Origin of the sequence: Flectobacillus roseus (assembly GCF_030056595.1) — a bacterium.
Lineage (GTDB): Bacteria > Bacteroidota > Bacteroidia > Cytophagales > Spirosomataceae > Flectobacillus > Flectobacillus roseus.
The window spans coordinates 193,957-219,060 of record NZ_JASHIF010000009.1; the positions used below are offsets into that span (position 1 = coordinate 193,957).

The window sequence follows — 25,104 nt, forward strand, 5'->3', positions numbered from 1 at the left end:
CTTGTATGCTCAATCAAAATTTGGGTGTTATCGAGAGACTTACTTCTCCTACCCCGTCCATTTTCCGAACCATCCGAAATATTTCCCTGGTATTGGCTGCCATCGGTGCAAGTATCGCCCAACTCCAAGCACAAATGGAGCTTCCTGACTGGTTACTTTTAGTGGGTGACAAATCCGTTTGGATTAGCGGTTTGCTCACTGCCTTGGTTTCACAGCTCACAGTGGACTACACCACCAAAGCCATTGTGGATGCCACCTCCGAAAAAGCCGAAAAGGGGTATTTGAGATGAAATGGCTCGAATCACTATTGACCTCCCAAACGACAGCGAGGCTGTTTGGCTTTGGGAACTCTGTAAAAAACTGGGCTATCAAATACAAGCTGTTCATTTTGGCAACGATTATCCTGTCGATAATTATCCTAAACAAATGCCAGCGTGTGAAATCGTCTCAAGTTCAGATCTTACAGCAAACAGCCAAACAGCACCGCACTCAAGCAGAGCAGGCGCACCAAAAGGCTACTTCAGCCGAAAAGAAACTCGAAGATTTATCAAAGACAAAGCAAAACGATGAAGCTCAATTTAAGCGTAAAAGTGATTTTATTGATAGGATGTCTGGCAACAACCTGCAAAGCGCAATCGACTCAGCGTACAACTACCGATAGTCTTCGTCAGCTCCTTCCAAAAGGGTATTATGTCTTGACCGAACAGGGTGCCAAGGATGTCCTCAAAGCCAAAATGGAGGCTGATTTTCTCAAGAAACAGTTAATCATTCGTGATTCGGTTATTGCCCTAAAAGACACCATCATTAGCTACCAGAAAGTTGAAATAGCTGAAAGAGTTAATGTGGATATCCTTCAACAACAAGCCCTCAAGAAGTCCAAAACCAAAACGGTCTTAAAAACCATCGAGGTTTGGGCGTATCGAGCGGTGATAGTTCTCAAAATTGTAGGTTTATGGTAAAGGTTCAATTCAACGCATGGGAGTTTGATATGCCCGAACGCTGGGAGGAATGTTCTCTTGAGCAAATCGCCAAACTCTCTCCTCTGATACACTGGAAAGTAGAAGACATCACCGAAACGGAACAGGAATATGCTGTTTTTATCCTCTTGGGTTGTAGTCCTCAGTTCTGGAACGAACTAACCTTGGAAGTCCAGCAATACCAAGCCTTGGTAAAAATTGCCCGTTTTGCTTTTGAACAAAAGATAGTCGAAAGACCTTTTGCCGAATTCAAACACCAGGGAATTACCTACTATGTTTTTGAAGAAAGCTTTGCGAATTCTGATGCGGTGGACGTTGCTTGGGCAAATATGCAGTACCTAGCTTTTGCCAATCCTGATGAACCAAATCTCGATGCGCTCGACGAATTACTGGCAACCTTGTGCCGTCCTGCTCGTAACGATCTCCACGATTTCCAATTATCCAAGGACTGGGACGGTGATATCAGAGAACCATACAATGGTCAACGGGTAAAAGCTCGTGCCAAGGAATTTAAAAGCCTAGATATCGGTATCAAAATCGCTTTACTCCAGTATTTCGAATCTCAAAACACCCTGTTTTTAGAATCCTATGCCAATATGATGGGTGACGATGGGCGTGCGCCTCGATACGAAAACGGGATGGGATGGGTCACCATGCTCATGTCTGTAGCCGAAAAAGGAACTTTTGGCAATTTCGAGGCGGTTTGTCACCAAAATGTACACCTCGTATGGACCAAATGCCTTGATGATACCCTTGAGGCAAAAGAACAAGAACGTTTAATGGAAGCCCAAAGACTCAAATCATGATATCAAACTTTTCCCAAATGTTAGCCTTTTTAGAGGCTCAAGCAAAATCCACTACGGGCATAGTGGATTTTCGTCATGTAGGCTCAGCCGAATTTATCATTGAGCGTATTCAGAAGTATTATACCAGCAATTACGCGCCAGGCGCTTGTCTCTTTTTGGATACTTCAGAAGGAGTATTGCAACCTATCGAATACGATATCATGAATATCTCCTTTGCTCTGGGTGTGACTGTACTCATGAAACCAAACTCCAACGACCCTGTAGAACAAGATGCTATTTGGAGCGAAACCCTCGATGCGAGCATTCGTTTCTTCTCGAAACTCAAGGAGCAGGAAGCTAATGTAGAAAATTCGGACTGGTTTGAGTGTGGAATCATAGAAAACAAACTGCATCAAGTTTCTAAAATCACCAACTCCAACGCGATGGGCTGGCGTAACGAAATCATTTTTACCTACAACATCGACAAGATTTTTAACCATTGTAATTGTAACTAGTATGGATTCACTTGCTACTGGAATCAGTCACCTACCTTTATGTTTTAGTAGAAATAAGCTTACCTATCATGTGGATGCCTTCGACCCATTGGTTACCCTTAGAGCTGGCCTATTGACCTATATCGAAATTCATACGCCCAAAGCTTACCAATCTGCCGAATTTGTCAAGCTTGCTGAGCGTGTGGCCAGCGAACGCCCCATGCAAATGTTATCGGGTGCGCCTTTTTATTATGGGACTGATTTCGAGATTGATTCTATTTTGGATGGGTTATTGTCTTATTGCCCACCCAAGTACAACCAAACCCAAATCATGGTTTGCGCCTCCATGACGATACCTTTTAAAGTCAAAAGCGCTATCAAAAATAATACTGGGGTACTAGGTACTGTTTCTACTTCAGATACACTTTTTGCCATCAAAGCAGGTTTAAGCGCCGATCAATACCCTGGCTGGAAAGACAACTTTTTTACCAATTATTTTGACCAGAACAAACCATTTTTAACGTTCCATCCCAGGGAAAAAACTATTGACCGAGAACAACCTGAATTCTTATACTGGCTTTGTAATCTGCTCCCAAAACCTAGCAAAGTCAATATTCGGGTAGAAGTGAGTTTTTCGGATGGCAACACTACTGTTCTCACACCTCAATTTCTGGTAAATCCTACCCAATACACCGTTTACTGTATCCCTGTAGGATTTGTAACCTTGGGGCTTGATTTGCTCGAAACTGGCACCAAAAAAGTAGTGGATTATCAAGTATGGTTAAGCAATGATGTCAACCAGCGCTTGACAGAAATAAGAACTTACACCCTCGAAACCCAGTATTTCCCTAATAAGAAGTATGTCATTTTTGTCAATTCTTTGGGAGGTTATGATACTATCCGAACCACTGGAACGGGTCAAGGAAGCCTCAAGGTCAACCGTACCAAGGGCGAAAAAGTACTCGAAAGCAATTATCAGGCTTCGAGTGCTGAAGTATTTGTAACCGAAATCACGGGCAAAAAGGTACTCAATCTCAATACAGGCTATTTTGATGGCGACCAAACCGCCTATCTAAACGAGCTGATGTTTGCCAAAGAAATCTATTTGGTGTCAAACGATGACTTTATTCCTGTTACGCTCAATAGTGATGCCTACGATTATACGCAAGACAATGAGGATTTGGCTGGACGTACTTTTGAATTTGAATTTGCCAAAACCGAAAATGCTTTTTCTGACCTACCTACAGCTCCCCAACAAACCACCCGTGAGCTGGTATGGATTCCTTCAAATCCGTACTGTATCTATGACCCCGAAACGGGTCTGACTACGGGTTTTCAGGCAGCTTCGCAATTGGTTTTGGCGTATAAAGACACTGGTGAAAAGGTTAAGGGTGTTCCTCCTAAAGATAATTTCCCTGGCACTGAAGGGTACTTTGCTCCTGCCCTTTCTTCGGCTTGTAGCGCTGGCAATGCACCCTTTAAAAACACTGTAATTGCTCAAAAAGGCACTTATACCCGTAACAATTGTATCAACAGTTACGGAGATTACGCCACGATAACTGTACCAGCTAATACCTTTGGCGGACAGTCTCAAGAGGAAGCAGACAACCGAGCTAAAGCAAGATGGGCATTTCTCAATACGCAAGAATACGCCAACCTGTATGCTTCGTGTCTTGCGGCGCCAGAATTTTATACCATAAATCCACAACCACCAGTCAATCAGTTCAATTACCGCTATGTAACCAAACCTAGTACTATGAACTGTCAAATTAACGGTGGTCTTGGTGCGGCTTCGGGCAATAATGCCGATTTGGTATTTGGTAACCACTGGGCGATTCAGAACAATACCAACCCAAATTCCAAGGTGTATCCTGTGGGTAAAAATGATATTTTACTGCCGTGTGGTGAGTCTTATATGTTGACTATTTATGGTTGGGATAAATCGGTAAGAGTGAAGATTTATGCAAACGGAACTTCTTTAGCAACCAAAACCATAACTCCAGCCGAATTCCAAGCAGGTGAAGGTGCATATATCTATCAAATCTCTGTAGCTATTCCCTCTCAAGCTAAAGTTTTTGTCTTGTTCGAAACCCTATGAAACTACTCATAAAAATTGCTGGGCAAACGGTAGACGTTTCTCCAGATACAGCCATCAACCTTGTGCGAAAAAGTCCGGTGTTTCAGCGAGATGAAATTATTGGCGATTATGCCGAGGAAATCAGCTTACCTTTTACCTTACAAAACGATAGGATTTTAGGATATTTTAGGCATCCACAGTCAGCCACGGCCATCCAACGAATGTACTGTGAGCAATATGTAAATACCAATATGCTTACTCGTGGTTACGTGCTACCAATGGAGGCGATTGATAATTATCGACTGGCTTACACGTCTGGTTTGGCAGATGCTTTTGGCAATATCAGAACCAAAAGTTTAAGAAGCATCGACTTTGGAGGCATTGCTTTACCGACCAATTACAACAATACCCTTACCAATACCTACCAAAATGGCGGTTTTGTATTTCCCTGTATTTGGTCTCCCGAATTTTATCAAAATCCCCCTGAAGGGTTCAACGGCAAAATCAATGAGTATAACAATGGCTATACCACCGGGCCAAAAGTGCCCATGTTTTTTGTCAGGTATATTCTCGAACAAATAGCCTCACTCACAGGCTTTGTTTTTAGTTTCGATACACCCGAAATCAACCATTGGATTATCTATAACACACAAAGCCTTGATTCTTTGGGAGCGATTTTACCGCAAAATCATTTACCAGATTTAACAGTAGGGCAATTTTTAATGGAGTTTGCCAAGCTTACCAATTCGGCGCTGTTCTTTGATGTACCTAATCGTACCCTCCAGTTCAAAACCCGAAAAAGTATTTACCAATCTGAATGTACCTTGGACTGGAGCAAAAAGGCAAGCCCCATCAAAGGTAAAATTCCATTTGGATCATCTGGTTTGGAGTTACTATTTACCGAAGATTCGGACGACGGCGTCACAAAACTTATGCCTCTTGAAAGCTACCTAAGTACAGGAGCCAGTGAGGATATCACCAAAATCGAAACTGTTTGGAGTACCCTCCCTACGGTTAACGGTCTCCCTTATACCCTCCAACAGGGCATCACAGCAGGGCAAAACGACAAAACATTTAGTCCAAGGATTTTACAATGGAGTGGTTTACAAAATGGTATTCCCTTGGCAAAAGCAGAAACTAATTCCCTTGAGCTTTTTTGGAATACTTCTAATGGGCTTTTCAATCGCTATTACCAAGAAGAAGAATGGCTCAACCAAAACACCTTTATCATACCCCCAGTAACCTTGTACCTAACTGAAAGTGATTTGGCACAATGGACACCCGACCAAAAGGTACATATCAACGGAGTAAATTATTTATTTGACCAAATCGAGTGTCCTTTACACAACCTCTCTCAAGGCTGTATTGGCACTGCTTACCGTGTTTATTGATGGAAGAATTAGAAAAACTTTTCGAAACAGAGCTAAACGAAATACAAGATGCTGCCGTCTTGTATTTCCAACGATTTATCAAAGAACGGGGTTTGGTGCTTACCAATGAGCTACACGAACAGTTCAAAAAATCAGTGATTGTTGTGGCAAGTGAGCTGTACGCTGAGGTAAAAATCAGTTTCCATCATTACGGAAGATTTTTGGATCTAAAAACGATGCAGTTCAGAGGGGGCAAACCCGACCCTGAAGGAGCATTGATTGAAGGGCTAAAAAAATTTATCGCTTTTAAAGGCTTATCAGATTTCAATGGAATCCCTGGGTACTACGGAGCGAAACGAATGCCCATCACAAGCGTAGCAATCAACCGCCTAGCCTACGCAATGGCATACAATCGAGTAAACAGAGGAACAGTAAGACGTCGTGGCGACGGCTGGTACAACAAAGGAAGGTCAATGTTTGTGAGGGATGTGAGGAGAAGGATGCAGGGAGCTATTGCGGAGTTAATTACCTCAGAGATTGCAAAGAAGATGGAAATAAACTAGAATAGGCAACATTAACATTGCCTATTTCTTTTAGTCCAGTTATAATCTCTTTAATCTTTTTTCACTTCCTTTACCTCTGATTTCTTTTCAACATCTTTTTTCCCGTAAGACTTTAGTAGTGCAACTAGGTCGTCCTTTAATTGAGGTGCAACCTCAATGATTTTAGAAAACATCTTACTTTCTAGAAACTCTTGAATTGGTGTGTTTTTATCCTCTTTATTATCTACAAGTCTAATAGGAGATTCATCCAGCCGGTCTAGGGCTATGCTAAATAGTTTGTTGTATAGAGTTTCATCAATCCTTCCAGCTTCTGATTTATAACCGCTGTATGCTTTTGCAAGTGCCGACTTATATCCGTAATCTTCTGATAGCCTGAAGTACATTCCAATCTGTTTAGTCGCTAACCATGCTGCCCAAATTGTCCCACCAAATGAAATAATTACAAGAATTAATTTAATTAAAACCACAGACCAATTTATTGTAATAGTTTCAGTAGGTATAGATTTTGATACTTTGGTTACAACATCCAATTCATTAATTAATGTATCCAACCTAGTGGTTCCAAAGTTTATACCCACATATAATGCTCCAAACAGCAAAATGACCCAACCGAGCATAATCCATTGAAGTTGAGCGGCTTTGTCTGAAAATGATTTTGCTAGACCTACGGTTGTAGATGCGCTAAAGGCATCATTGCATGACTTTAATATTCCTTTTGCTTCAATTTCAAGTCTGTTCATTGAAGCTATATAACCATTTGCATTTGACAATAATTTATTGATTGATTCAGTTTCCTTTCTCGAATTTTCTACACCACTTGAAATTATACTCATGTTAAAATCTAAATCATTTCGCCACTGATTAAAATCAAATAAAGTATTACTTGCATCTGTAATTAATTGTTGATGAGATAAAACTTCATTATAAATGTTTTGAAAATTTTGAAATTCAGCTTGGTAACTCAATGCGTTAGGGAAAGTAAGAATTCTATTAATCTGAATTCTTAGAAGTATATTTTCTATTTGTCCAAGATAGTTGAGAAAATGATTTAAAGGATACCCTCCATTGAATAATGGGTCATTAATCCAATATGTGATTGATATTGTTGAAAAGGTAACTAGTTTATTATAAACCTTCTCAAGAATTTGAATGGTTTCAGAGTTATTTTCTAGATTTTCGATCATCTTTTCCAATTCATCCATTTTTTCAAAAATTTCCTTAATTGTAATGAAAGGTAGTGTATTTGAGAAAATGGTATTTATGGAAGAATTCATTTCGCGAGTTGAATTTGCGCTAATTCCAATTTTGATTTCATCAAAAGATCTCTTAATTCTTTGGTAAGTGTCAGTCATAAACAATAGGAGTTAATTGTACACTAGAATATACATACTTGTCACTACATTCCCACAACTTAAATCAAAACTTTTTTCCTATTATGTCTTTTACTAAATTTTCAACTTGGTATAGAATAATAAAACTATTCTATACCAATGAATCTTGTAGAAGAAAGTACCGTAGTTTTTCGCCTGGATGGGCGCCCCTTCCTTAGCGAACTCTCCCTAGTAGAAGCTCAACTCGTAGAAGCCAAAGACAAACTTGCTGGCCTTGAAAAAGGAACCAAAGAATGGGCAGACCAAAAGGCTGTTGTCCGTGAGCTGGCCAGTGCCGTAGAAACAGCTCGGCACCAAATGGACCTTAGCGAGCTAACCGTTAAACAGCTCACCGACCTTCAGCGTGACATGGTTAGAGTAATGAAGGACAGTGTTGTCGGCTCTGAAGAATATAATGCTGCGGCTCAAAGGCTATCTGAAATCAATCCCATTCTACAAGGCGTACGTGACGATATGCGTAGCCTTGGCAACGAACCCGAAAAGCAAAAAGGTATTTGGGAACAATTCAAGGAGGACTTTACTCGTGCCTTTTCTGTGGTTTCGGTTTTTGAAGCAGGAAAAGCCGTTTATGATTTCGTATCAGACAGTGTTAGAGAATTTAAGGTTTTCCAAAGTGCAGCGGCTGATTTATCTGCCGTTACTGGAGCCACAGGTGACGACCTAAAATATTTAACCGATACTGCCAAAGAGACTGCTCCACAGTTTGGCATGATGGGAAACGAAATGTTAGAAGCCTACAAAATGATGGCTTCGGCAAAGCCAGAATTACTTGACCAAAAAGAACTACTTGCCTCTACCACCAACGAGGCTATAAAATTAGCCCAAGCTAGTAAAATGGAGCTGGGTCCTGCAACCGATGCCCTTGCCAGTAGCTTAAACCAGTTCGGCGAACCAGCCAGCTCAGCCAGTCGTTTCATTAACGTAATGGCAGCAGGTGCCAAAGAAGGTTCAGCCGAAATCAACGAAATGGCAGCCGCTCTCAAAAATTCCGGTACTGTGGCCTCGGCTTCAAAAGTTAGTTTCGAGCAAACCAATGCCATTTTACAATCCCTCAGTACGATTGCCCTTAAAGGTGGCGAGGCTGGTAATCAGCTAAAAAATGTATTGCTAACCCTATCCGCAGGTGCTAAAGAAACCAATCCACAGGTAGTAGGTCTGGACAAAGCCATTGAAAACTTGGGTAATAAGCAACTTTCAACGGCTGAAATTGCCAAGCTTTTCGGTAAAGAAAACGTAGTGGCTGCACAACATATCATTACACATGGTAAAGAAATCACTGAATTAACCAAGAAACTTACTGGTACTTCTGAGGCTTATTCTCAAGCCGCTAAAAATACGAATACCCTTGATTTTCAAACCAAACAAGCAAGCTCGACCGTTTCAACACTTAAAACAGAAATTGGGTCAGGTCTTGAACCAATCTTAGTTAAAGTAACTGCTAGCTTCATCTCGTTTGTAAATATTGTTAGAGCCACACCTGCATTTATCAGAGATAACAAAGAAATGGTAATTGCATTGGGAGCTGCTATTCTAGCATTCAATGGTCACTTAATCTTAGCAACTGGCTCTAGTTTGCTCCATACAGCCGCTGAAAAAGTAAGAACTATAACGACTCAAGGTGGTGTAATTGCACAGAATTTATTGAATACAGCTCTTAGAGCAAATCCTATCGGTGCTGTAATAGCAGCCATAAGTATTTTAGTGGGTGCTTTAATAACCTGGTATCAAAAAAGTGATACAGTCAAAGCCTCTGTATCTGGTCTTTGGAATACTATCAAAACCCTCATTACTGTAGTTTCTGACGCCTACCGAGCGTTTACAACTTTTGATTTTGCAAAGCTCAGCGATATATTCAAAAATGGCGCTACAAAAATCGGGAATAGCTTTAACGAAGGATATAATGCCAAAATGACGGAGCTCCGAAAACAGAATGAAGCGGATAATCAAAAACACCTCAACAATACAGCCAACGCATCCAAGGCAACAGCTAAAACTATTGCCGAAAATGACGTTTCGGAACATAAAGAAACCCTTTCAAAAAAGGAAATAGCAGCGGCTAAACATCGTCAGGAGGAAATAAAACGTGCCAAAGAAAAAGCACAAAAAGAACGTGAGGACCAATTAAAAGAAGAAAATCAAGCGCTCAATGAAATCAAAAAGATGGATATTGAGCGTATCAAAGACGAAAATGCTAGAGAAGTAGCCCAGCTCAAGTTTAAGCACCAACAAGAATTGGCACAAATCGCCCAGTCCAAGGCTAGCCAAACTACCAAAGCTGCATGGGAAAAAGCCCTCAACGATAAACTCATTCGTGATATTGATGCTTTAGAAACCAAAGCTCGAAACGAAAAAGTAGCCGATGAGAAAAAGGCAGCTAGTGAAATCGCCAAAGACCAGGATACCAAACGCCAAGCTAAAATAAAGAACTCATTCGATGCCGAAAAAGCCATTAATGAGTTTGAGTTACTCACGGCTCGAAATAATCAAAACGAAATTCAGAGGCTAAAGCTTCAGCGCCTTGATATCGAAAAGCGAGAAACCTTGGCTAAACTCGATGCTGAATTACAAGCCGAAAAAAGAACCCTTCAGGAAGCGTATGAATCTGAAGTTGCCAAAGCGGCAGCCTCTGGACGAGATACTACCGAAATTCATAGAAGATACCGAGCTGACCAAATGAGCCTCGACCAAAAATATTTGGCTGAAAGTTCACTGGCAATCGCCAATTATCAACAAGCCAAAACCAAGGAGCAAGAAGACCACAACAAATTAAGAGAAGAAAATCATAAGAAGTTTTATGCAGGTCTCAAAGCTTTAATGGATGGCGACTACAATGGTTTTATCGCTGGGCTAACCGCCAAACTCGGAGCTGATACCAAAAACCTAGATGCTAGAACCAAAAACTTTGTAAAGCATACCGATAAGGTAGGAGAATACGCCAATATGGGTTTTGACTTTTTGAAAAAACTCAGTGATTTGCGCTTACAACAAGATGTAAATAACCTCAACAAAGAAAAAGAAACACAGCTTAAAGCTTGGGAGGAAAAGTACAGTAAAGGACTCATCAGTAAAGATGAGTATGAGTCTAAAACCGACGAGTTAAACAAACAATATGCTGCAAAAGAACAACAGCTAAGAAAAGAGGCCTTCGAAAAGCAAAAGAAAATGGATATTGCTCAGGCACTGATTAATGGCGCTTTGGCAGTAGTAAAATCTCTAGCGATGTTTGGTTGGCCTTTTGGTCTTATTGCAGCGGCAGCGGCTGGAGTAATGACAGCAGTACAAGTGGCATCTATCAGCTCCAGAACTTTTGCCCAAAAAGGAGCAGTCATCAAAAACGCTGGTGTGCCTCAAGGCTCTAGACATGGCAATAAATACGGAGATGCAGGTATCCAACTAATCGACCGTACTACTGGCCAAGAAATTGGAGAAATGGAGGGAGGTGAGCCTATCATGATTTTGTCAAGGAACACCTACCAAAACAACAGACCCGTAGTAGATAAGCTTTTGCACAGCTCCCTACACCGAAACGGTGCCCCTATTTATAGAGATGGTGGTTTGATGTTCGACAACGGAGGTACACTTGACGAAAGTGTACAAGACCGTATCCGAGAAAAACGAGAAGCTGAAAGACAGCAACAAGAAGAAAAACAGCAAAGTGATGCAGTTCAAGCCGAAGCAAATACTACTGCAGGGGATGGCAATAGTCCAGCGGCAAATAATGGCATGGGCGACACCACAGCTCAAGAACAAGCCATTGCCGAAAATACCAAACTTCAAAAGGAAATAGCTTCAGGAGTTACCAACACGGTACAAGAACTCAAGGATAGTAATCTAACCGAAAGAGAGATTTTGTCCGAGCTTAGAGGAATGCGAGGTGACATGAATCGATTATTGAATAGTATTAATTCAAACACCGCCAAAACAGCAGACCGAACGGCTAACCTTAGCTCTTTGGCGGTTATTGCTAGTAAGTTTAAGTAATCCTATAATGCTGGGAATGATTCCAAAATCTCAGATTCAAGGAACATTCCCAGACTTTTCAAGTACTTATCAGTTTGCTCAAGTGAGCTATGACGGCACATTCTTTGAATCAGTTTAATATCCTTGGTAGCCCGATAGAGCGCAATTACACCAGTATCTTTCCACGAGTATTGAGAGTAATTTTTATTCTTCAAATTCAGCGCATCAAGTACTTTCGCATGCTGAAGATAAAACCATCTATCCCCTGGACACTTCAACCCTGGGCGACCTTGTAAAGTAAAAATGTAAAGCTCTGGATCATAATCTCGGAGTTTGTATTCTTGTATCAACTCTTCTAGCCCTCTCGATATCTGAACATATTGAGTTTTTCTATTTTTGGCGTCATCTGAACGTACTCTAATATAGTGCTCTCCAATATCCCCGATTTTCAAATTACGAACCTCTTCCCCAGGGCGAAGGAAAGTATAATACATAATAGCCAAGTACAACCACAATTGAGGATTTGGATTAGTTTCTGTCAGATATGTTTTAATTAAAGCTCTGTCGGTATCTGCAAATGCTACACGTTTCCCAATTTCAATAGGTAGGCTTTCCATTTCAGTAAAGGGATTCTCTTTTACAATTTTTCGACGCATCAAAAAATTAAAGAAGATACTCATCGTTCCAATGCTTGTCTTGGTGGTCTTATTCGAGAGCTCCAAACCACCTTCTCTCCTAGTCTTCAGAAGGTGGTCAAAAAACTCAAAAGCCATTTGACTAGAAAACTCCGTAACCTCTCTAAAATTTGGATAGTACTTAATCAGAAAATTCGTGTAGCGTTTAAGATGTGATTTATAAGTCCGTAGGGTATTTCGCTTTTTGGTATTTTGGGTAAATTTGAGAAACAAAGAAACATAATCAAAGACGGTACTTTTCTTTTCTTCAGCTTGAGGGCTTGCGGGTAAAACCTTCTTTTTCTTATCAACGGTATAGGCTCCATTCTTCAACCAGGTACTTATCTCTTTAATAAGGTTTCTAGAATCCTTATAACGCTCTTGTGCTGTGGCTCCTTTAGAGGTCAAACGTTTCCTTTCCAGCTTCGCTAAATCAATATTCCAGATATAGAAAGTTATCAACCAAGGCTTAGAAATATCCCCGTTGTAGTCATTCAAACGGGGTAATCTAAACTCGTATTTGTATTCCTCTTTTGATGCTTTTACTGCCATTTTTTGTCTGTTTACTGCCAAATTTTTGCCATTCCGAGGGGTATAAACGCAAAAAACCGCTTATACAGGCCGTATAAGCGGTTTTTAATAGTGGAGACGGAGAGATTCGAACTCTCGTCCAGACAAGGAAACTCATAGCTTTCTACACGTTTAGTCTTGATTAATTGTCGGGAATACTTTGGTTCAAGCCGGACCAAAAATACTCCTTAGACTCGGTATACTAAATTTTACTCAGAGACATCAGTAAAACCCGACTCTGCTTGTCGTCACCCCAATTCCACACGGCAGAGTTTGGCATGGAGGGATGTGGCAGGAAGCATCAACCTAGTTGAAAGCGACCTAAGACTTATCCTAAATTAGGAATTAAGCTGCCATGGCATACGAAGTATTGCCAGTTATTGTTTGAGTTGATTTTTAACAGGAGGTCTACCCTACTCCCGACGTGCTTACTATCAGAATACACAAGCTGTCAATACCGGTCGTCCCCAGTATTTTGTCTTAATAAAGTGCAAATATAGCAATATTTCATCAATTTCTAAAATTCAAATCAATTATGCCAATACTGCTCTTTTAAGTCAAATGATTGATAAGATTTTCAAATATGTTAATCCACTAGTAGACATTATCTTACACTTGCTGTTTTGCTTGTTATTCAAAGCAGATTCCATAAAATATTCATATTATATTCCCAATTTTATGCCTGCATAAATCGTCCTTCCCGCGGCTGTCTCGTAGTATCTGTTAGCAGTTGCGTTGATTTGGATATTGGCAAAATAAGCAGTATCAAAAAGATTGTTTACGCCTACAAATGGTTCGATTAAAATCCCTTTTATGTGATTTTGCCAACCTGCTCGCAAATTTAAAGTCTGGTATCCATCAACAGAAACACTATTGGCATCATTGGCATACATCGACGATATACTTCGGAATTGAGCAACCGCAAATACACCCGATTTAGGGAAATATCTTAATTCTCCATACACTTGATTTTTAGGAATTCCGGGCAAACGATTTCCTGCAAATTCTCCTGCTAAGGTTTTATAACTTGTGTACACAAAATCTGAATAGGTAAAATTGAGATAAGTCGTCAGTGCTGGGATAATTTGATAGCTTAATCCCAATTCTATCCCTTTACGGACAGATTCCCCTGCATTTCTATAAAAAGTACGCCCAACTTGATTAGGTAATTGATAAGGGACAATTTCACCCTGAATATTGATCTGAAAAATGCTTAAGTCAATTCTGGTTTTATTACCTAACCACGCTTTATACCCCAATTCATAATTTTGCGATTTTTGGGGATTCAAGTCTGGATTAAAGCCTCCTTGACCTGTGGGGTTGTTAGTCAACTCATTGAGAGAAGGTGTTTCGAAATTACTCGTGAAATTAGCGTACAAGGTATTTCGTGGAGAAAGACTATATGAAACGCCAACCATAGGGCTAAATCGTTGAAAATCTCTCTGAGCCGACTGATTGCCATCGGATAAAAATTTATCAGAAACACCTATTTTAATCCAGTCATAGCGTGTATTTAATACTACTCTCAAAGCTGATATTGGGGCAAATTCTTGTAAAATATATGCTCCTGTATTATCAAAGCTCTCGTCTTGGTCGAGACGAAGAGTTGTTCGTACGCCTAATTTATTGTCGTATCGCTGACGATTATCAGCTTGATTCTCCAAATCCAAACCAGTACTCAATTTGTATCCCTTGGTAGCAAACTGATACGCTAGTCCACCTCCCCAAAATACACGTTGAAAGGCTATTTGACCACTAGCTTCAAAAGCTTGATTGGTATTAAAATCGCGATTTATCAAAAAAACTCGTGCATTGACAGCACTTTTTTCTCCTAACTTTTGATCCAGAATTAACGCATTTCTCAACTGGTTGAAGGACTCTGTTGTATTATAATCTACATTAGCTTTGCGGGCTTGTGTTCGGTCTTTATTGACCTCTTCAATAGTCAATCCACCAGGGTCTTCGGCTTTGGGGCTATCAATATAAGTAGACAATAAACTTAATTTTGTTTTTTCAGACGGACGAAATCCTATCTTGAGGTTCAATAAATTACGTTCTAAAGCACTCTTTTGACGATACCCCGTACTTTCCAAACGAGATACACTTCCCAATACCGACCATGCTCCCCAAGAAGAACCAAACTTTACTTGATAGCGCTTTAAACCATAGCTACCAAATGTGCTTGATATTTCGGCGTATGGCTTACTTGGCATACTTTCGGTATTTAATGAAATAACTCCACCAGAGGCATTTCCATAAATCCCAGCAGTAGCTCCTTTTAGCACCTCTACTCTTTCAATCAAACCCACATCGATATTCCCCAATTTGGCGGTTCCATCTGGTGTTGATTCTGGCACGCCGTCAAGAACAATTTTCAGCCCGCGAATCCCAAAAGCAGCCCGAGCGCCAAATCCTCTTATGGATATTCTTAAGTCTTGAGCAAAATTCTCCGAATTCATGGCAAAAACTCCAGGTACGGTATTCAAAGCATCGAACAGAGATAGTTTTGTTTGACCAATTTGCAAACGAGCTTTTCCTATTGTTGTGACTGATACTGGCAGTTGATTTTCTTTTTGAGGAATTCGTGATGAAAGTACCGTAACAGGAGCTAATTCTTTTACAATATTGAGAGAATCCTGAGATGGTTTTTGGGCCCAAATACTGAAAGGAATTAAAAATAGCAAAGTGGCGTATTTCATGTGCTTGAGTGAAAAAGAAGGATTCATTTGGTTGCATTAAGACTACAGTAACTCAAAGCATAAAGGTACAATCAAAAAAACAAAACCCCGAAAAGTTTAGCTCTTCGAGGTTTATTATTTGATTAGGTATTTACTAAGGAAGTAAGGATTAAATTCTTTGGGTGAATAAAAAATTTATATTCCATTCTAATATCCTAAGGATGAAAGATGGGGTTCAAAGTCAAAACATCCGCCAATGTTTACAAAACCCCACCAATTCAAACCCGTTCTACATTGGTTCAATTTACTGTTATATGCTTAATACATCCGCCAATGCAAAAGCACAATTAAAACAGACTGACGCCAAAATATAGACTGTAGGTTTCTTTACAGAAACCAAATATCATCAGCCTATCAGCAATCATGCGAAATAGGAATTAAAGACAAAAGTATATTGCTGTACATCCAAAATAATTTTGGGTACAATATCAAAAGTTAAGATTAGTTGAAGTTTTCTTTAAAGCACATAAGCACCTTTTCTAAAAGGCGATTTTTCAAAGAAATTTTAGCTAACAAACTCTTTGTATATTAGGCGAATACAAAAAATTACTAGCAACTCCATAAGCTTTTGTAGCGGCAAAAGGATGGAATAAAAACTAGAATAACTGAAGGCTCAATGTTATTCCAAGGCGATTATGTTTCTAAAAATACAATCTTCATGCCAAATGGAAGAAAAGAAATGAAAATATCCAAGTGTTACCTTTTGCTCAAGTTATTGGAGCTTTTCATTCAAATGAATAAGATTGAGGTACTTTGTATTAATTCTTCCCAAAATTACTATGATTTATATTGGTTTAGAAAAATATTTTAGGATAACTCACGAATTATTAAAATAATTTACGAACTGCATATTTACTACCATTCTTCACGAACAATCATCAAAATTGCCGACTGAGAGATAATGATATATTTTTCATGATCTACTTCTACTTCAATGCCATTTCTCTTCAAAAATAAGGCTTGATCGCCTTCTTTTACCTGAAGAGGAATATAACGCACTTGATCTGAATCTTTCCAAGGCTCATCTTCTTGAACCGCAGGAATCGGAAAGCCTGGGCCAATTTTTATCACATATCCTTTTAATATTTCCTCCTTTTCCTGAACTGTTGGAGGCAAAAACAAGCCTGAACGAGTTACACCATTACTTTCTTGTGGGCGAACTAACACTTTATCACCCATCATAATCACTTTATCCAAAGTATTGATACCACCAATTGTCGTAATCATCTCTTTTAGTCTTTCTATTTTAGGAAAATTTGTTTCTGTGCAAAATTAAACAATATTTTACTCAAAAAATTAATATAGATTTAGAGAAAACTCAGTTAGTAGGCAAAATTAAATTCCAACATTGAACTTTTGGCTTTCAGCAATGGGCTTTTGGCAAAAATATTCCCAGTTCAAAGAAGCTTTTTTGCGTAACTCCAACGGTTTACAGCTCATAATGTATTGATACCATTTTATTTTGCACTAATATTTAACTGACTCTCGTTTTAGTTCTTGGCATATTTATGACCTCTACATCAAAAATACGCTTACCATCAATTTTTAGACGAACTGCTGTCTGAACAGGGTGAAAACCATGCTGCCCTGCGGCACCTGGATTAATAAACAACATACCTTTTCTATTCAAATCTCTTTTAACTTGAAGAATGTGAGAATGCCCGCAAACAAATATTTCTGGCAACTTTAGTTCAAAACATTTCAGTGCATCTGGTTTGTATTTGGAAGGAGCACCAGCAATATGTGTCATACCTACTAAAACTTCTTCGCAATAAAAATGGTTTATTAATGGATAAGTCTGACGAATGGGTGTGCCATCAATATTACCATACACCCCAAAAACTGGCTTAAGTGCTGTCAAGGTATCGGATACCGCTACATCACCCCAATCACCACCATGCCAAATTTGATCGCACCATTCTACGTGTTCCATCAACCTTGGATCAAGATAACTATGTGTATCTGATATAATTAATACTTTTTTCATATGATCACTCGGTCGTATTTTTGTTAGTACTTTTTGTGATTATTTTATACATTTAAGCATATAATACCGAATTACATTCATTGACTAGAGAAACAAAATTGGCAGGTAAGCAATCTCTCTTCAGATTTGAAGACTTCCTAACATTCTGTAAATCCCAATATGAGCACTCAAGCATTTGAAATACAGTTATATGAAAAACTCAACCAGTTTTTCTTTGAGCATGATTACCTATTGATGGTAGATAAAAAGCAGTATAGAAAAATTACAAGCTCAGGATTTCTGAACGTTATTTTTACCTGCACTTCATACGAGAACGAAATTTTGCTGGATGTAAATATCGGTTGCCGAAATGAAAAGATTGAGCAAATTGCTCAACAATACCTTGGTAACTCGCGTGATTACTGGGGAGATGCCAACACCTTCGTGATTTCTATCGGAAAATTCAACGACTCCAAAAACTTTCGGTACAAAATTCAAACTGATTCGGATTTGGATGATGTTTGTGAAGAAGTACGAAGTTTTATGCTAACACATGGCTTTGAGTTTTTAGAAACCCATTCATCGCTTGAAGCCATAAATCATATGTTTAATGCGACACCAAAGATTTCCTGTAAATATGTTTATAATCAATCACATAGACGATTCAAAGGATTAATCGTAGCGAAATTGGTAAATGACGATAACTTTAAGGATTTATTCGAAAAGCATCAACGAGGTCTTATTTTTTCAGTAGCTCCTGAAGAAGAACTTCAAAAATTTGATAGGCTTATGGGATTTTTGATGTATGTATCAGATAATTAAGAATTTTGTATGATAGATACAAGGCAATATTAGACTATTTACCTATTGCCTTGTATCAACAACAACTTAGTTGATAGACTGTCCTACTGACTCAATCCACTCATTGAACAACTTGGTCTCTAATTGACAAGCTACTGAAGCGTGATCTTCCCAATTACTTGAAAACTCTTTTAATTGAGTAATCATTTCCGCCAAATGTCCCTCTTCCTCCACAATAATAGATTTCATATTGACTTTTGACTTGGCTTGGTCTAGTACTTCTTGGTAAACTGGATATAATTCATCGGCACGAACTTCGATAGCATAAGTCACCAATAAATAAGCCGCATATTTGAGTTCAACCCCTGATAATTGCAAAGTAGCTTTTAGGTATTTACAAACCTGTAAATCAAGGAGATTCAGATAAGCATAACTAGCAAAAGGAGCTATCAAGAACTCATCATCATAAGTTGCATAATCGTCAATTTGGGCAACTTTCTGAATTTGTTTCTTTAGATAAAAAGCGTGACGAGCCTCCTCAGCGGCGTGTTTTAACACAATATAAGAAACTTTTCTTTTGTGTTCAGATGCTGAAATTTTTCTAGCACCAGTGTTTTCCATCAACGACAAAGTATTCAAAAAACGAGCATGAATTGCATTGTCGGATACGACTTTTCCTAAAATTTCTTGTAATTTCATATTCAAAAATATATTAATCGCAGTATGCTGTGGTTTTCTTCATCAAAAAATTAAATACTTTGTTTATTTTATGCAATTTCATTATGTAAACTATTCAAATCAGGAGCTTGCTGTAGTTCAGGAGTTATTTGAAGAATACTCGCGTGAACTAGGAATAGATCTATGTTTCCAAAATTTTGAGCAAGAACTTCAAACGCTCTCAAAAGTCTACGCTCCACCGATGGGTTGCATAATTATATTGTATCATGAACAACATCCTTCAGGTTGTGTAGCACTGAAGCCTATAGGTCAGGGAGTTTGTGAAATGAAAAGACTATATATTCGTCCTGATTTTCGTGGTTTAAAATATGGAAAAAAATTAGCCCACGAATTAGTCTCATTTGCTTACAAAGCAGGGTATTCGACCATGAAATTAGATACCCTCACCACGCTAACAGACGCCATCAGACTGTATCGTTCGATGAAATTTGTCGAAACAGCACCTTATGTCTACAATCCGTTAGACAATGTTTTATACTTTGAATTAAACTTAGAGGACTATTTTCAATCCAAACTTGAGAGTTAGCCCAATAGCTTTAATGCTTATCTATTCATAACAAACAAAAATAAAGCGCTATTGTTATTTTGCTTTTATCACACTACCTACAACACTTTTGTTGTTATTTAAAATTTTAATGAAAAAACTATTCATCACTTCTTCAGCCATTGTATTGCTTTTGGCACTTGGCTCGTGGGGATTCTTAGTCCACCGCACAATTCACCAAATTTCAATTTACTCACTTCCAAAACCATTGCAATTATTCTTTGGAAGCGAAATGGATTATCTCGTTTACAATTCTGTTCGCCCTGATGTTCGTCGCAAAGATGACCCAAAAGAGGAAACCAAACACTTCATCGATGGCGATGCGCCGGTTTTTGGCAAAGAAGGTCTTGACAATATTCCTCACAAATGGGAAGATGCCGTAAAAAAATACTCGGAAGATACTCTTCGCAAATACGGTACCGTACCTTGGGAGGTTTTGTGGCTCAAAGATAAGCTCACCAACGCATTTAAGAACAAACAAAAAGATAGTATTTTGTATTATGCGGCCGATATGGGTCATTATATTTCGGATGCGCACGTGCCTTTGCACACTAGTTACAATTATGATGGTCAGTTGACTAACCAAAAGGGCTTGCACTCTTTGTGGGAAAGTACTGTTCCAGAACTCCATTTGGATTCATATAATTTGTATCAAAAGCACAAAGCTCATTATTTGAAAAACCCTGAAGCTGAGATTTGGAAAGTTGCCCAAAAATCAAGCGAAATGCTTAAGGCTGTTTTTGAAGAAGAAATTAAGGCTTCTGAAGGATTTACTGAAGCTCAAAAATTTAAACGTTCAGAAAGATTTGGTCAAATGCGCAAAAACTACACGCCTGAATTTGCCAAAGCCTATGCCAAACGTCTTGGCAACTCAGTAAATGAGCGTTTGTTAGAATCGTCGCAATGTGTGGCTGACTTTTGGTACACTTGTTGGGTGGATGCAGGTTGTCCTGATTTGAGTGATATTACCAAAAACATGGACGCTACCAAACAAAAAATCAAGACTGAAAGTAAAGCTTGGAAGAAAAATGAGCTTTTAAAGAATGGCTTACTTCAATCTCGCAAAGCAACTCCTGAGAACTAGGTTATTGCTATTGAGTGATTTGTGATTGAATGAATGAGTGATTATTCTTTAAATCTATGTTTCATCAGTAGAGAAGCAATGATTGCGTCTAAAGATATGTCATTCTGAAATATAGTATCAAAAAAAGGCGGTCGAAAAACTAATTTCGACCGCCTTTTTTTGATAGATAAAAACTTGAAGAATAATTCTAGTTATGAGACGCAATCATTGCGTCTCTACAGAGATTGATTCACTCAATTACTAAACCTTATCTCTCATTTCGGAAGGTGATTTGCCATACTCCTTTTTGAATATTCTGGTAAAATATGATGGATCGTTGAAGCCTACTTTATAGGCAATTTCGGACACGGTATAACTTTCTGTTTCGAGCAATTGCACTGCACGCTTCAAACGAATATTTCTGATAAACTCATTTCCTGAAAGATTGGTCAAGCTTTTGAGTTTTCGATACAACTGCATATTACTCATCTTCAATTCAGATTCTAATTGCTGAATATCAAAAGCTGGATTGTCGATATTCTCTTCAACCGTGCGAATGGCTCGTTCAAGAAAATGCTCATCAGCAGTATTAAGCGTAATTTCTTTAGGTTGAATTTCGACTTCTTGTGTAAAACGCTCACGGAGCTTACGACGAATTTCCAAAAGATTTTTGACACGAACTTCCAATAAATTTGCATTAAATGGCTTTGTAATATAGTCATCGGCACCAACTTCCCAACCTACAATCTTACTTTCGTTATTGCTTTTCGAAGTAAGAATAATCACTGGAATATGGCTAGTTTTGACATTTTCTTTTACCAAACCACAAAACTCAACACCTGTCAACTCTGGCATCATCCAGTCCGAAATAATCAAATCTGGAATAAAGTTGAGGGCTTTTTCCCAAGCTAATTTACCATTGTCGGCTTCTAAAACTTCAAAATTCTCACTCAAAACTTCTTTAATGTACTCACGAAGCTCTTCGTTATCTTCAGCAATTAAGACAATTGGTTTTTCAGCATTGACGTTCACCTTATCATTTTTCGAAACTGCCTTTTTCAAAATAGTAGGTGTTTCAATACCTATTTCCTTCGTTGTTTCTTTTATCCAACTTCTTTCAAAAGAATTTGCCGACACAGGTAATATGACTTTGAAGGTACTGCCCTCCTGCGGAATACTCGCTACAGAAATGTCGCCTCTATGCAATAAAATCAACTCTTTACAAAGTGCTAATCCTACTCCAGTCCCAACAATTTGTGGTTGAGTAGACTCCTGAATTTGATAAAAACGGTTAAAAATATTTGATATATGCTGTGGAGCAATACCCGAACCTGTATCTTTTACCAAAATTTGCACCTTATCTAACTGCCCTTCTAACTGATAAATTGGCTCAAGGCTTACCTCTATCTTTCCTTTTTCGGGGGTGTATTTAAAGGCATTTGATAACAAATTAGTTACCACTTTCTCTAAAATATCTGCATCGTAAAAAGCCATCAACTGTTTTGGCTCTGTCACAAATGATAAATCAATCTGCTTTTGTTCTGCTAAGTTTTTGAAAGAAGAAGTAAGCTTTTCTAAAAACTCTACAATATCACTCTGAGATATTTCTGGAGTGAATTTACCTGCCTCCAATTTTGACAAATCCAACAGTTGATTGATCAATTTGAGCAACTGTTTGGCATTGCGATGAATCAATTTAAACTGAGATTTCTGTTTTTCGGGTAAATCAGGATTTTCAGCAAAGAATCGTTCCAACGGTGAAATAATCAACGTTAGAGGTGTGCGGAACTCATGCGAAATATTAGTAAAGAAATTGGTTTTGAGTTTGTCTAATTCTCTAATTTGCTCTTTCTCTTTTTCCTTCAATCTCAAATCAGATTTGAAACGCTCACGCATTTCAATCATTCTACGAAGAAATACCAAGCCTGCAACCAACATCATGGCATACAAGAAAAATGCCCACCAAGTACGATACCAAGGCGGCAATACCACTACCTGTATTTCGGCTGGTTTTTCATTCCAAACACCATCATTATTGGTAGCTTTTACTTTGAAGGTATAAGTGCCAGGGTTGAGGTTGGTGTAACTGGCAGTTCGCTGCTTACCAACGTAGTTCCAATCTTGATCAAAGCCTTCCATGATATAGGCATATTGATTATTCTTGAGTTGTTGAAAATCCAAGGCTACATAATCAATGGCAAAAACATTCTGACTTGATTTAAAAACAATTTCTTTTGTTACTGAAATATCTTGTTCCAGAGGCGAATCTTCTCCGATAGAAACAGGCTTATTAAACAATTTTACCCCTGTCAAATAAATATGAGGCACCTCATTGCTTCCTTTCAAGCTATCAGGATTGAAAACGTTGAGACCGCCTGTCCCGCCAAAAAACATATCGCCTTTTTGGTTTTTGGCATAGGCATTAATCAAAAATTCTTTTCCTTGTAAACCGTCTGACTCAGCAAAATTTTTGAACTTCCATTTTTTGGTATCAAAAACAGCCAAACCTTCGTTGGTCGCAAGCCATAAGTTTTGATGACCATCTTCCATAATACCCTTTACCGCATTGTTTGGCAAACCATCTTTGACTGTTAGACTTTTAAACGTTCTGGTATTTGGATAAAACAAGTTTAGTCCTCCGCCATTTGTCCCTACCCAAATTCTTTTTCTAGAATCTTGAAAAATACGAAGTACAGCACTTCCTCTCAAACTTCCTTCGGCGTCAGTCTGCTGGTAATGAGTCACCCGACGAGTGCGAGGATTATAGGCGAAAATGCCGTTGTTGTTTGAACCAACCCACAAATTCCCTAGAAAATCTTCCATCAAGGAATTGACATTTACTCCTAATAGTCGACCAACTTTATTCAATTCGGGAATCGGTGTAAACGTTTTCGCTTGTTTGTCAAAAAGTAATACGCCTGAGCCTTGTGTACCCAACCACACTTTGTTGGGGTACCTTGACAAGGCAATAGCGGTCATATTCATTCCATACTTACCTCTTGAGTAGGTAAAGTTTTCAAAACCCCCACTTCCTTTCTTCAATAATCTCAAACCAACGCCCCAAACGCCCACAAACATATCGCCATCTCGGTCATGCTGAAGAAAGACAATATCATTGTTATTCTGAATTTTAGCAGATTCTTGGTCGTTGATATAATGTGTAAATTGATTATTGGCACGGTCGAGTAAGGTCAAACCACTATTACTACCAACCCAAATACGGTCGTTGGTTTCGCAACTGATAGAGGTCACACGATTACTTAATAAACTTTGTGGTGAGTTAGATTTATGACGATATAAAGCAAATTTTGAATGGCGACTATAATGTACATTGACGCCACCTTCCCAAGTCCCAATCCATATATTATTGTCTCTATCGACACATAATGACATGATGGAAAACGAGCTTAATCCAGTATCTGAATCAAGATTTGCCTGTACACGAGAGATATTGGCAAAGTCAGAACTTTTGACCAAAATGGCACCGTTGTCTGTTCCAATCCATAATGTACCTTCCTTATCACGTACCATAGAGGTAATGATGTTTTCTTTGTCCGTTACATAAGGATTGTACAGTAGCCGCGTGAATTGTTTGGTACGAATGTCAAATTTATAAAGACCATTGCCACGAGTTCCGACCAACAAATCGCCATTGAGGTCTTCAAATAAACAATTGATTTGATTTTTTTGAGGTGGTAACTCGTTTTCCAGCCTAAAAGTATGCGCTTTTCGCTGAGCATCGAGCATGGTCATTACGCCATAGTGCCCTCCAAGCCAAAGGTTGCCTCTTTTGTCTTTGTAAAAGCGTGTGATATCATTGGCATTGAGCTGACGAGATTCTGTTAGACGCCAAGCAATGGTATTATCTTCGAGATTGAAACACAGCAAACCATAGCCATAGGTAGCTGCCCAAATTTTGCGGTCTTTGGTAGCGACAATGCCCGAAATACTTCGATCACTAATATTAGATTGATATTTGGCTTGCTTGAAGCGAATAAATTTTCCTGAAGCTACATCTAGCTTATTGACACCACCATTGATTGTCCCAATCCATAAATTACCGTCGGGGTCTTCGGTGATACAAGAAATATTACTACTAGAAATAGAATTAGGGTCGTCAAAATCGTGACGATACACGGTGAAGCTGTAGCCATCGTACTTATTGAGACCATCAGAAGTGGCAAACCAAAGAAAGCCTTTACTATCTTGAAAAATATTGAAAGCAGTGCTTTGAGAAAGACCATGCTGAGTACCAATACGGTTAAACCTCAGTTGCCCTGTGGTTGTGTGTACGTATTGTAGTATTATCAATATAATCAGTAAACTTCTGACTTTCATTAATTTAAACCTCCTTGATGCAATTTAAGGGTAAAAGCGCAATTTTCGAAGCTTT

19 protein-coding genes and 1 other RNA gene are annotated in these 25,104 nt (G+C 38.8%); 12 read left to right on the forward strand and 8 right to left on the reverse strand.

The window, feature by feature from the left end:
- The first annotated feature begins 5 nt into the window (after positions 1-5).
- Genes QM524_RS11765 through QM524_RS11800 form a run of 8 tightly spaced genes read left to right on the forward strand, consistent with a single transcriptional unit; the run spans position 6 to position 6,266 of the window.
- Positions 6-290, forward strand: a complete 285-nt coding sequence (locus tag QM524_RS11765) for a hypothetical protein (RefSeq protein ID WP_283344748.1) — start codon at positions 6-8, stop codon at positions 288-290.
- A gap of 1 nt (position 291) precedes the next feature.
- Positions 292-570 (forward strand): hypothetical protein, encoded by a 279-nt coding sequence (locus tag QM524_RS11770; RefSeq protein ID WP_283344749.1) that lies wholly within the window; start codon positions 292-294, stop codon positions 568-570.
- On the forward strand, positions 567-959 hold the full coding sequence (locus QM524_RS11775) for a hypothetical protein (RefSeq protein WP_283344750.1): 393 nt from the start codon (positions 567-569) through the stop codon (positions 957-959). Before QM524_RS11770 ends, QM524_RS11775 begins: the two co-directional genes overlap by 4 nt.
- Positions 953-1,783 carry a hypothetical protein gene (locus tag QM524_RS11780; RefSeq protein WP_283344751.1) on the forward strand — a complete coding sequence of 277 codons (831 nt, stop codon included), beginning with the start codon at positions 953-955 and terminating at the stop codon, positions 1,781-1,783. Before QM524_RS11775 ends, QM524_RS11780 begins: the two co-directional genes overlap by 7 nt.
- A 17-nt stretch (positions 1,784-1,800) precedes the next feature.
- Entirely contained in the window at positions 1,801-2,277 is a 477-nt protein-coding gene (locus tag QM524_RS11785) for a hypothetical protein (protein ID WP_283344752.1), read from the forward strand.
- Between the two features lies 1 nt (position 2,278).
- Complete coding sequence (locus QM524_RS11790) at positions 2,279-4,354, forward strand: DUF5977 domain-containing protein (RefSeq protein WP_283344753.1); 2,076 nt, start codon at positions 2,279-2,281, stop codon at positions 4,352-4,354.
- The gene (locus tag QM524_RS11795) at positions 4,351-5,724 is read left to right on the forward strand and encodes a hypothetical protein (RefSeq protein WP_283344754.1); all 1,374 of its coding nucleotides are present in this window, start codon (positions 4,351-4,353) and stop codon (positions 5,722-5,724) included. The genes QM524_RS11790 and QM524_RS11795 overlap by 4 nt, the downstream gene beginning before the upstream one ends.
- Entirely contained in the window at positions 5,724-6,266 is a 543-nt protein-coding gene (locus QM524_RS11800; RefSeq protein ID WP_283344755.1) for a hypothetical protein, read from the forward strand. Before QM524_RS11795 ends, QM524_RS11800 begins: the two co-directional genes overlap by 1 nt.
- Positions 6,267-6,316: 50 nt before the next feature.
- Here QM524_RS11800 and QM524_RS11805 read toward each other — a convergent pair whose 3' ends face one another.
- Entirely contained in the window at positions 6,317-7,618 is a 1,302-nt protein-coding gene (locus QM524_RS11805; protein ID WP_283344756.1) for a hypothetical protein, read from the reverse strand.
- A 138-nt stretch (positions 7,619-7,756) separates the two neighbouring features.
- Here QM524_RS11805 and QM524_RS11810 point away from each other — a divergent pair, with 138 nt between their 5' ends.
- Positions 7,757-11,638: a phage tail tape measure protein gene (locus QM524_RS11810; protein WP_283344757.1), complete on the forward strand. Its 3,882-nt coding sequence runs from the start codon at positions 7,757-7,759 to the stop codon at positions 11,636-11,638.
- Positions 11,639-11,640: 2 nt separating this feature from the next.
- Here the strand turns inward: QM524_RS11810 and QM524_RS11815 are convergent, their stop codons facing one another.
- The 5 genes from QM524_RS11815 to QM524_RS11835 form a co-directional block, all read right to left on the reverse strand.
- Positions 11,641-12,843, reverse strand: a complete 1,203-nt coding sequence (locus QM524_RS11815) for a tyrosine-type recombinase/integrase (RefSeq protein ID WP_283344758.1) — start codon at positions 12,841-12,843, stop codon at positions 11,641-11,643.
- An 88-nt stretch (positions 12,844-12,931) separates the two neighbouring features.
- Positions 12,932-13,330, reverse strand: a transfer-messenger RNA (tmRNA) gene (gene ssrA / locus QM524_RS11820).
- Positions 13,331-13,523: 193 nt separating this feature from the next.
- Positions 13,524-15,587, reverse strand: coding sequence for a TonB-dependent receptor family protein (locus tag QM524_RS11825; protein WP_283344759.1), 2,064 nt, complete (start codon positions 15,585-15,587; stop codon positions 13,524-13,526).
- An 867-nt stretch (positions 15,588-16,454) separates the two neighbouring features.
- The gene (locus QM524_RS11830) at positions 16,455-16,826 is read right to left on the reverse strand and encodes a co-chaperone GroES (RefSeq protein ID WP_095162490.1); all 372 of its coding nucleotides are present in this window, start codon (positions 16,824-16,826) and stop codon (positions 16,455-16,457) included.
- A 247-nt stretch (positions 16,827-17,073) separates the two neighbouring features.
- Positions 17,074-17,586 carry a metallophosphoesterase family protein gene (locus tag QM524_RS11835; protein WP_095162487.1) on the reverse strand — a complete coding sequence of 171 codons (513 nt, stop codon included), beginning with the start codon at positions 17,584-17,586 and terminating at the stop codon, positions 17,074-17,076.
- A gap of 159 nt (positions 17,587-17,745) precedes the next feature.
- Between QM524_RS11835 and QM524_RS11840 the strand changes: the two genes are divergently transcribed.
- Positions 17,746-18,387 (forward strand): hypothetical protein, encoded by a 642-nt coding sequence (locus tag QM524_RS11840; protein WP_283344760.1) that lies wholly within the window; start codon positions 17,746-17,748, stop codon positions 18,385-18,387.
- Positions 18,388-18,453: 66 nt separating this feature from the next.
- Here the strand turns inward: QM524_RS11840 and QM524_RS11845 are convergent, their stop codons facing one another.
- Positions 18,454-19,065 carry a hypothetical protein gene (locus QM524_RS11845; RefSeq protein WP_095162483.1) on the reverse strand — a complete coding sequence of 204 codons (612 nt, stop codon included), beginning with the start codon at positions 19,063-19,065 and terminating at the stop codon, positions 18,454-18,456.
- 70 nt (positions 19,066-19,135) lie between these two features.
- On the opposite strand from QM524_RS11845, the gene QM524_RS11850 reads away from it, so the two are divergent.
- Complete coding sequence (locus QM524_RS11850; protein WP_283344761.1) at positions 19,136-19,630, forward strand: GNAT family N-acetyltransferase; 495 nt, start codon at positions 19,136-19,138, stop codon at positions 19,628-19,630.
- Between the two features lie 109 nt (positions 19,631-19,739).
- Complete coding sequence (locus tag QM524_RS11855; protein WP_283344762.1) at positions 19,740-20,732, forward strand: zinc dependent phospholipase C family protein; 993 nt, start codon at positions 19,740-19,742, stop codon at positions 20,730-20,732.
- A gap of 240 nt (positions 20,733-20,972) precedes the next feature.
- Here the strand turns inward: QM524_RS11855 and QM524_RS11860 are convergent, their stop codons facing one another.
- A complete protein-coding gene (locus QM524_RS11860) occupies positions 20,973-25,049 on the reverse strand; it encodes a hybrid sensor histidine kinase/response regulator transcription factor (RefSeq protein ID WP_283344763.1) in 4,077 nt (1,358 codons plus the stop codon).
- Positions 25,050-25,104 lie beyond the last annotated feature (55 nt).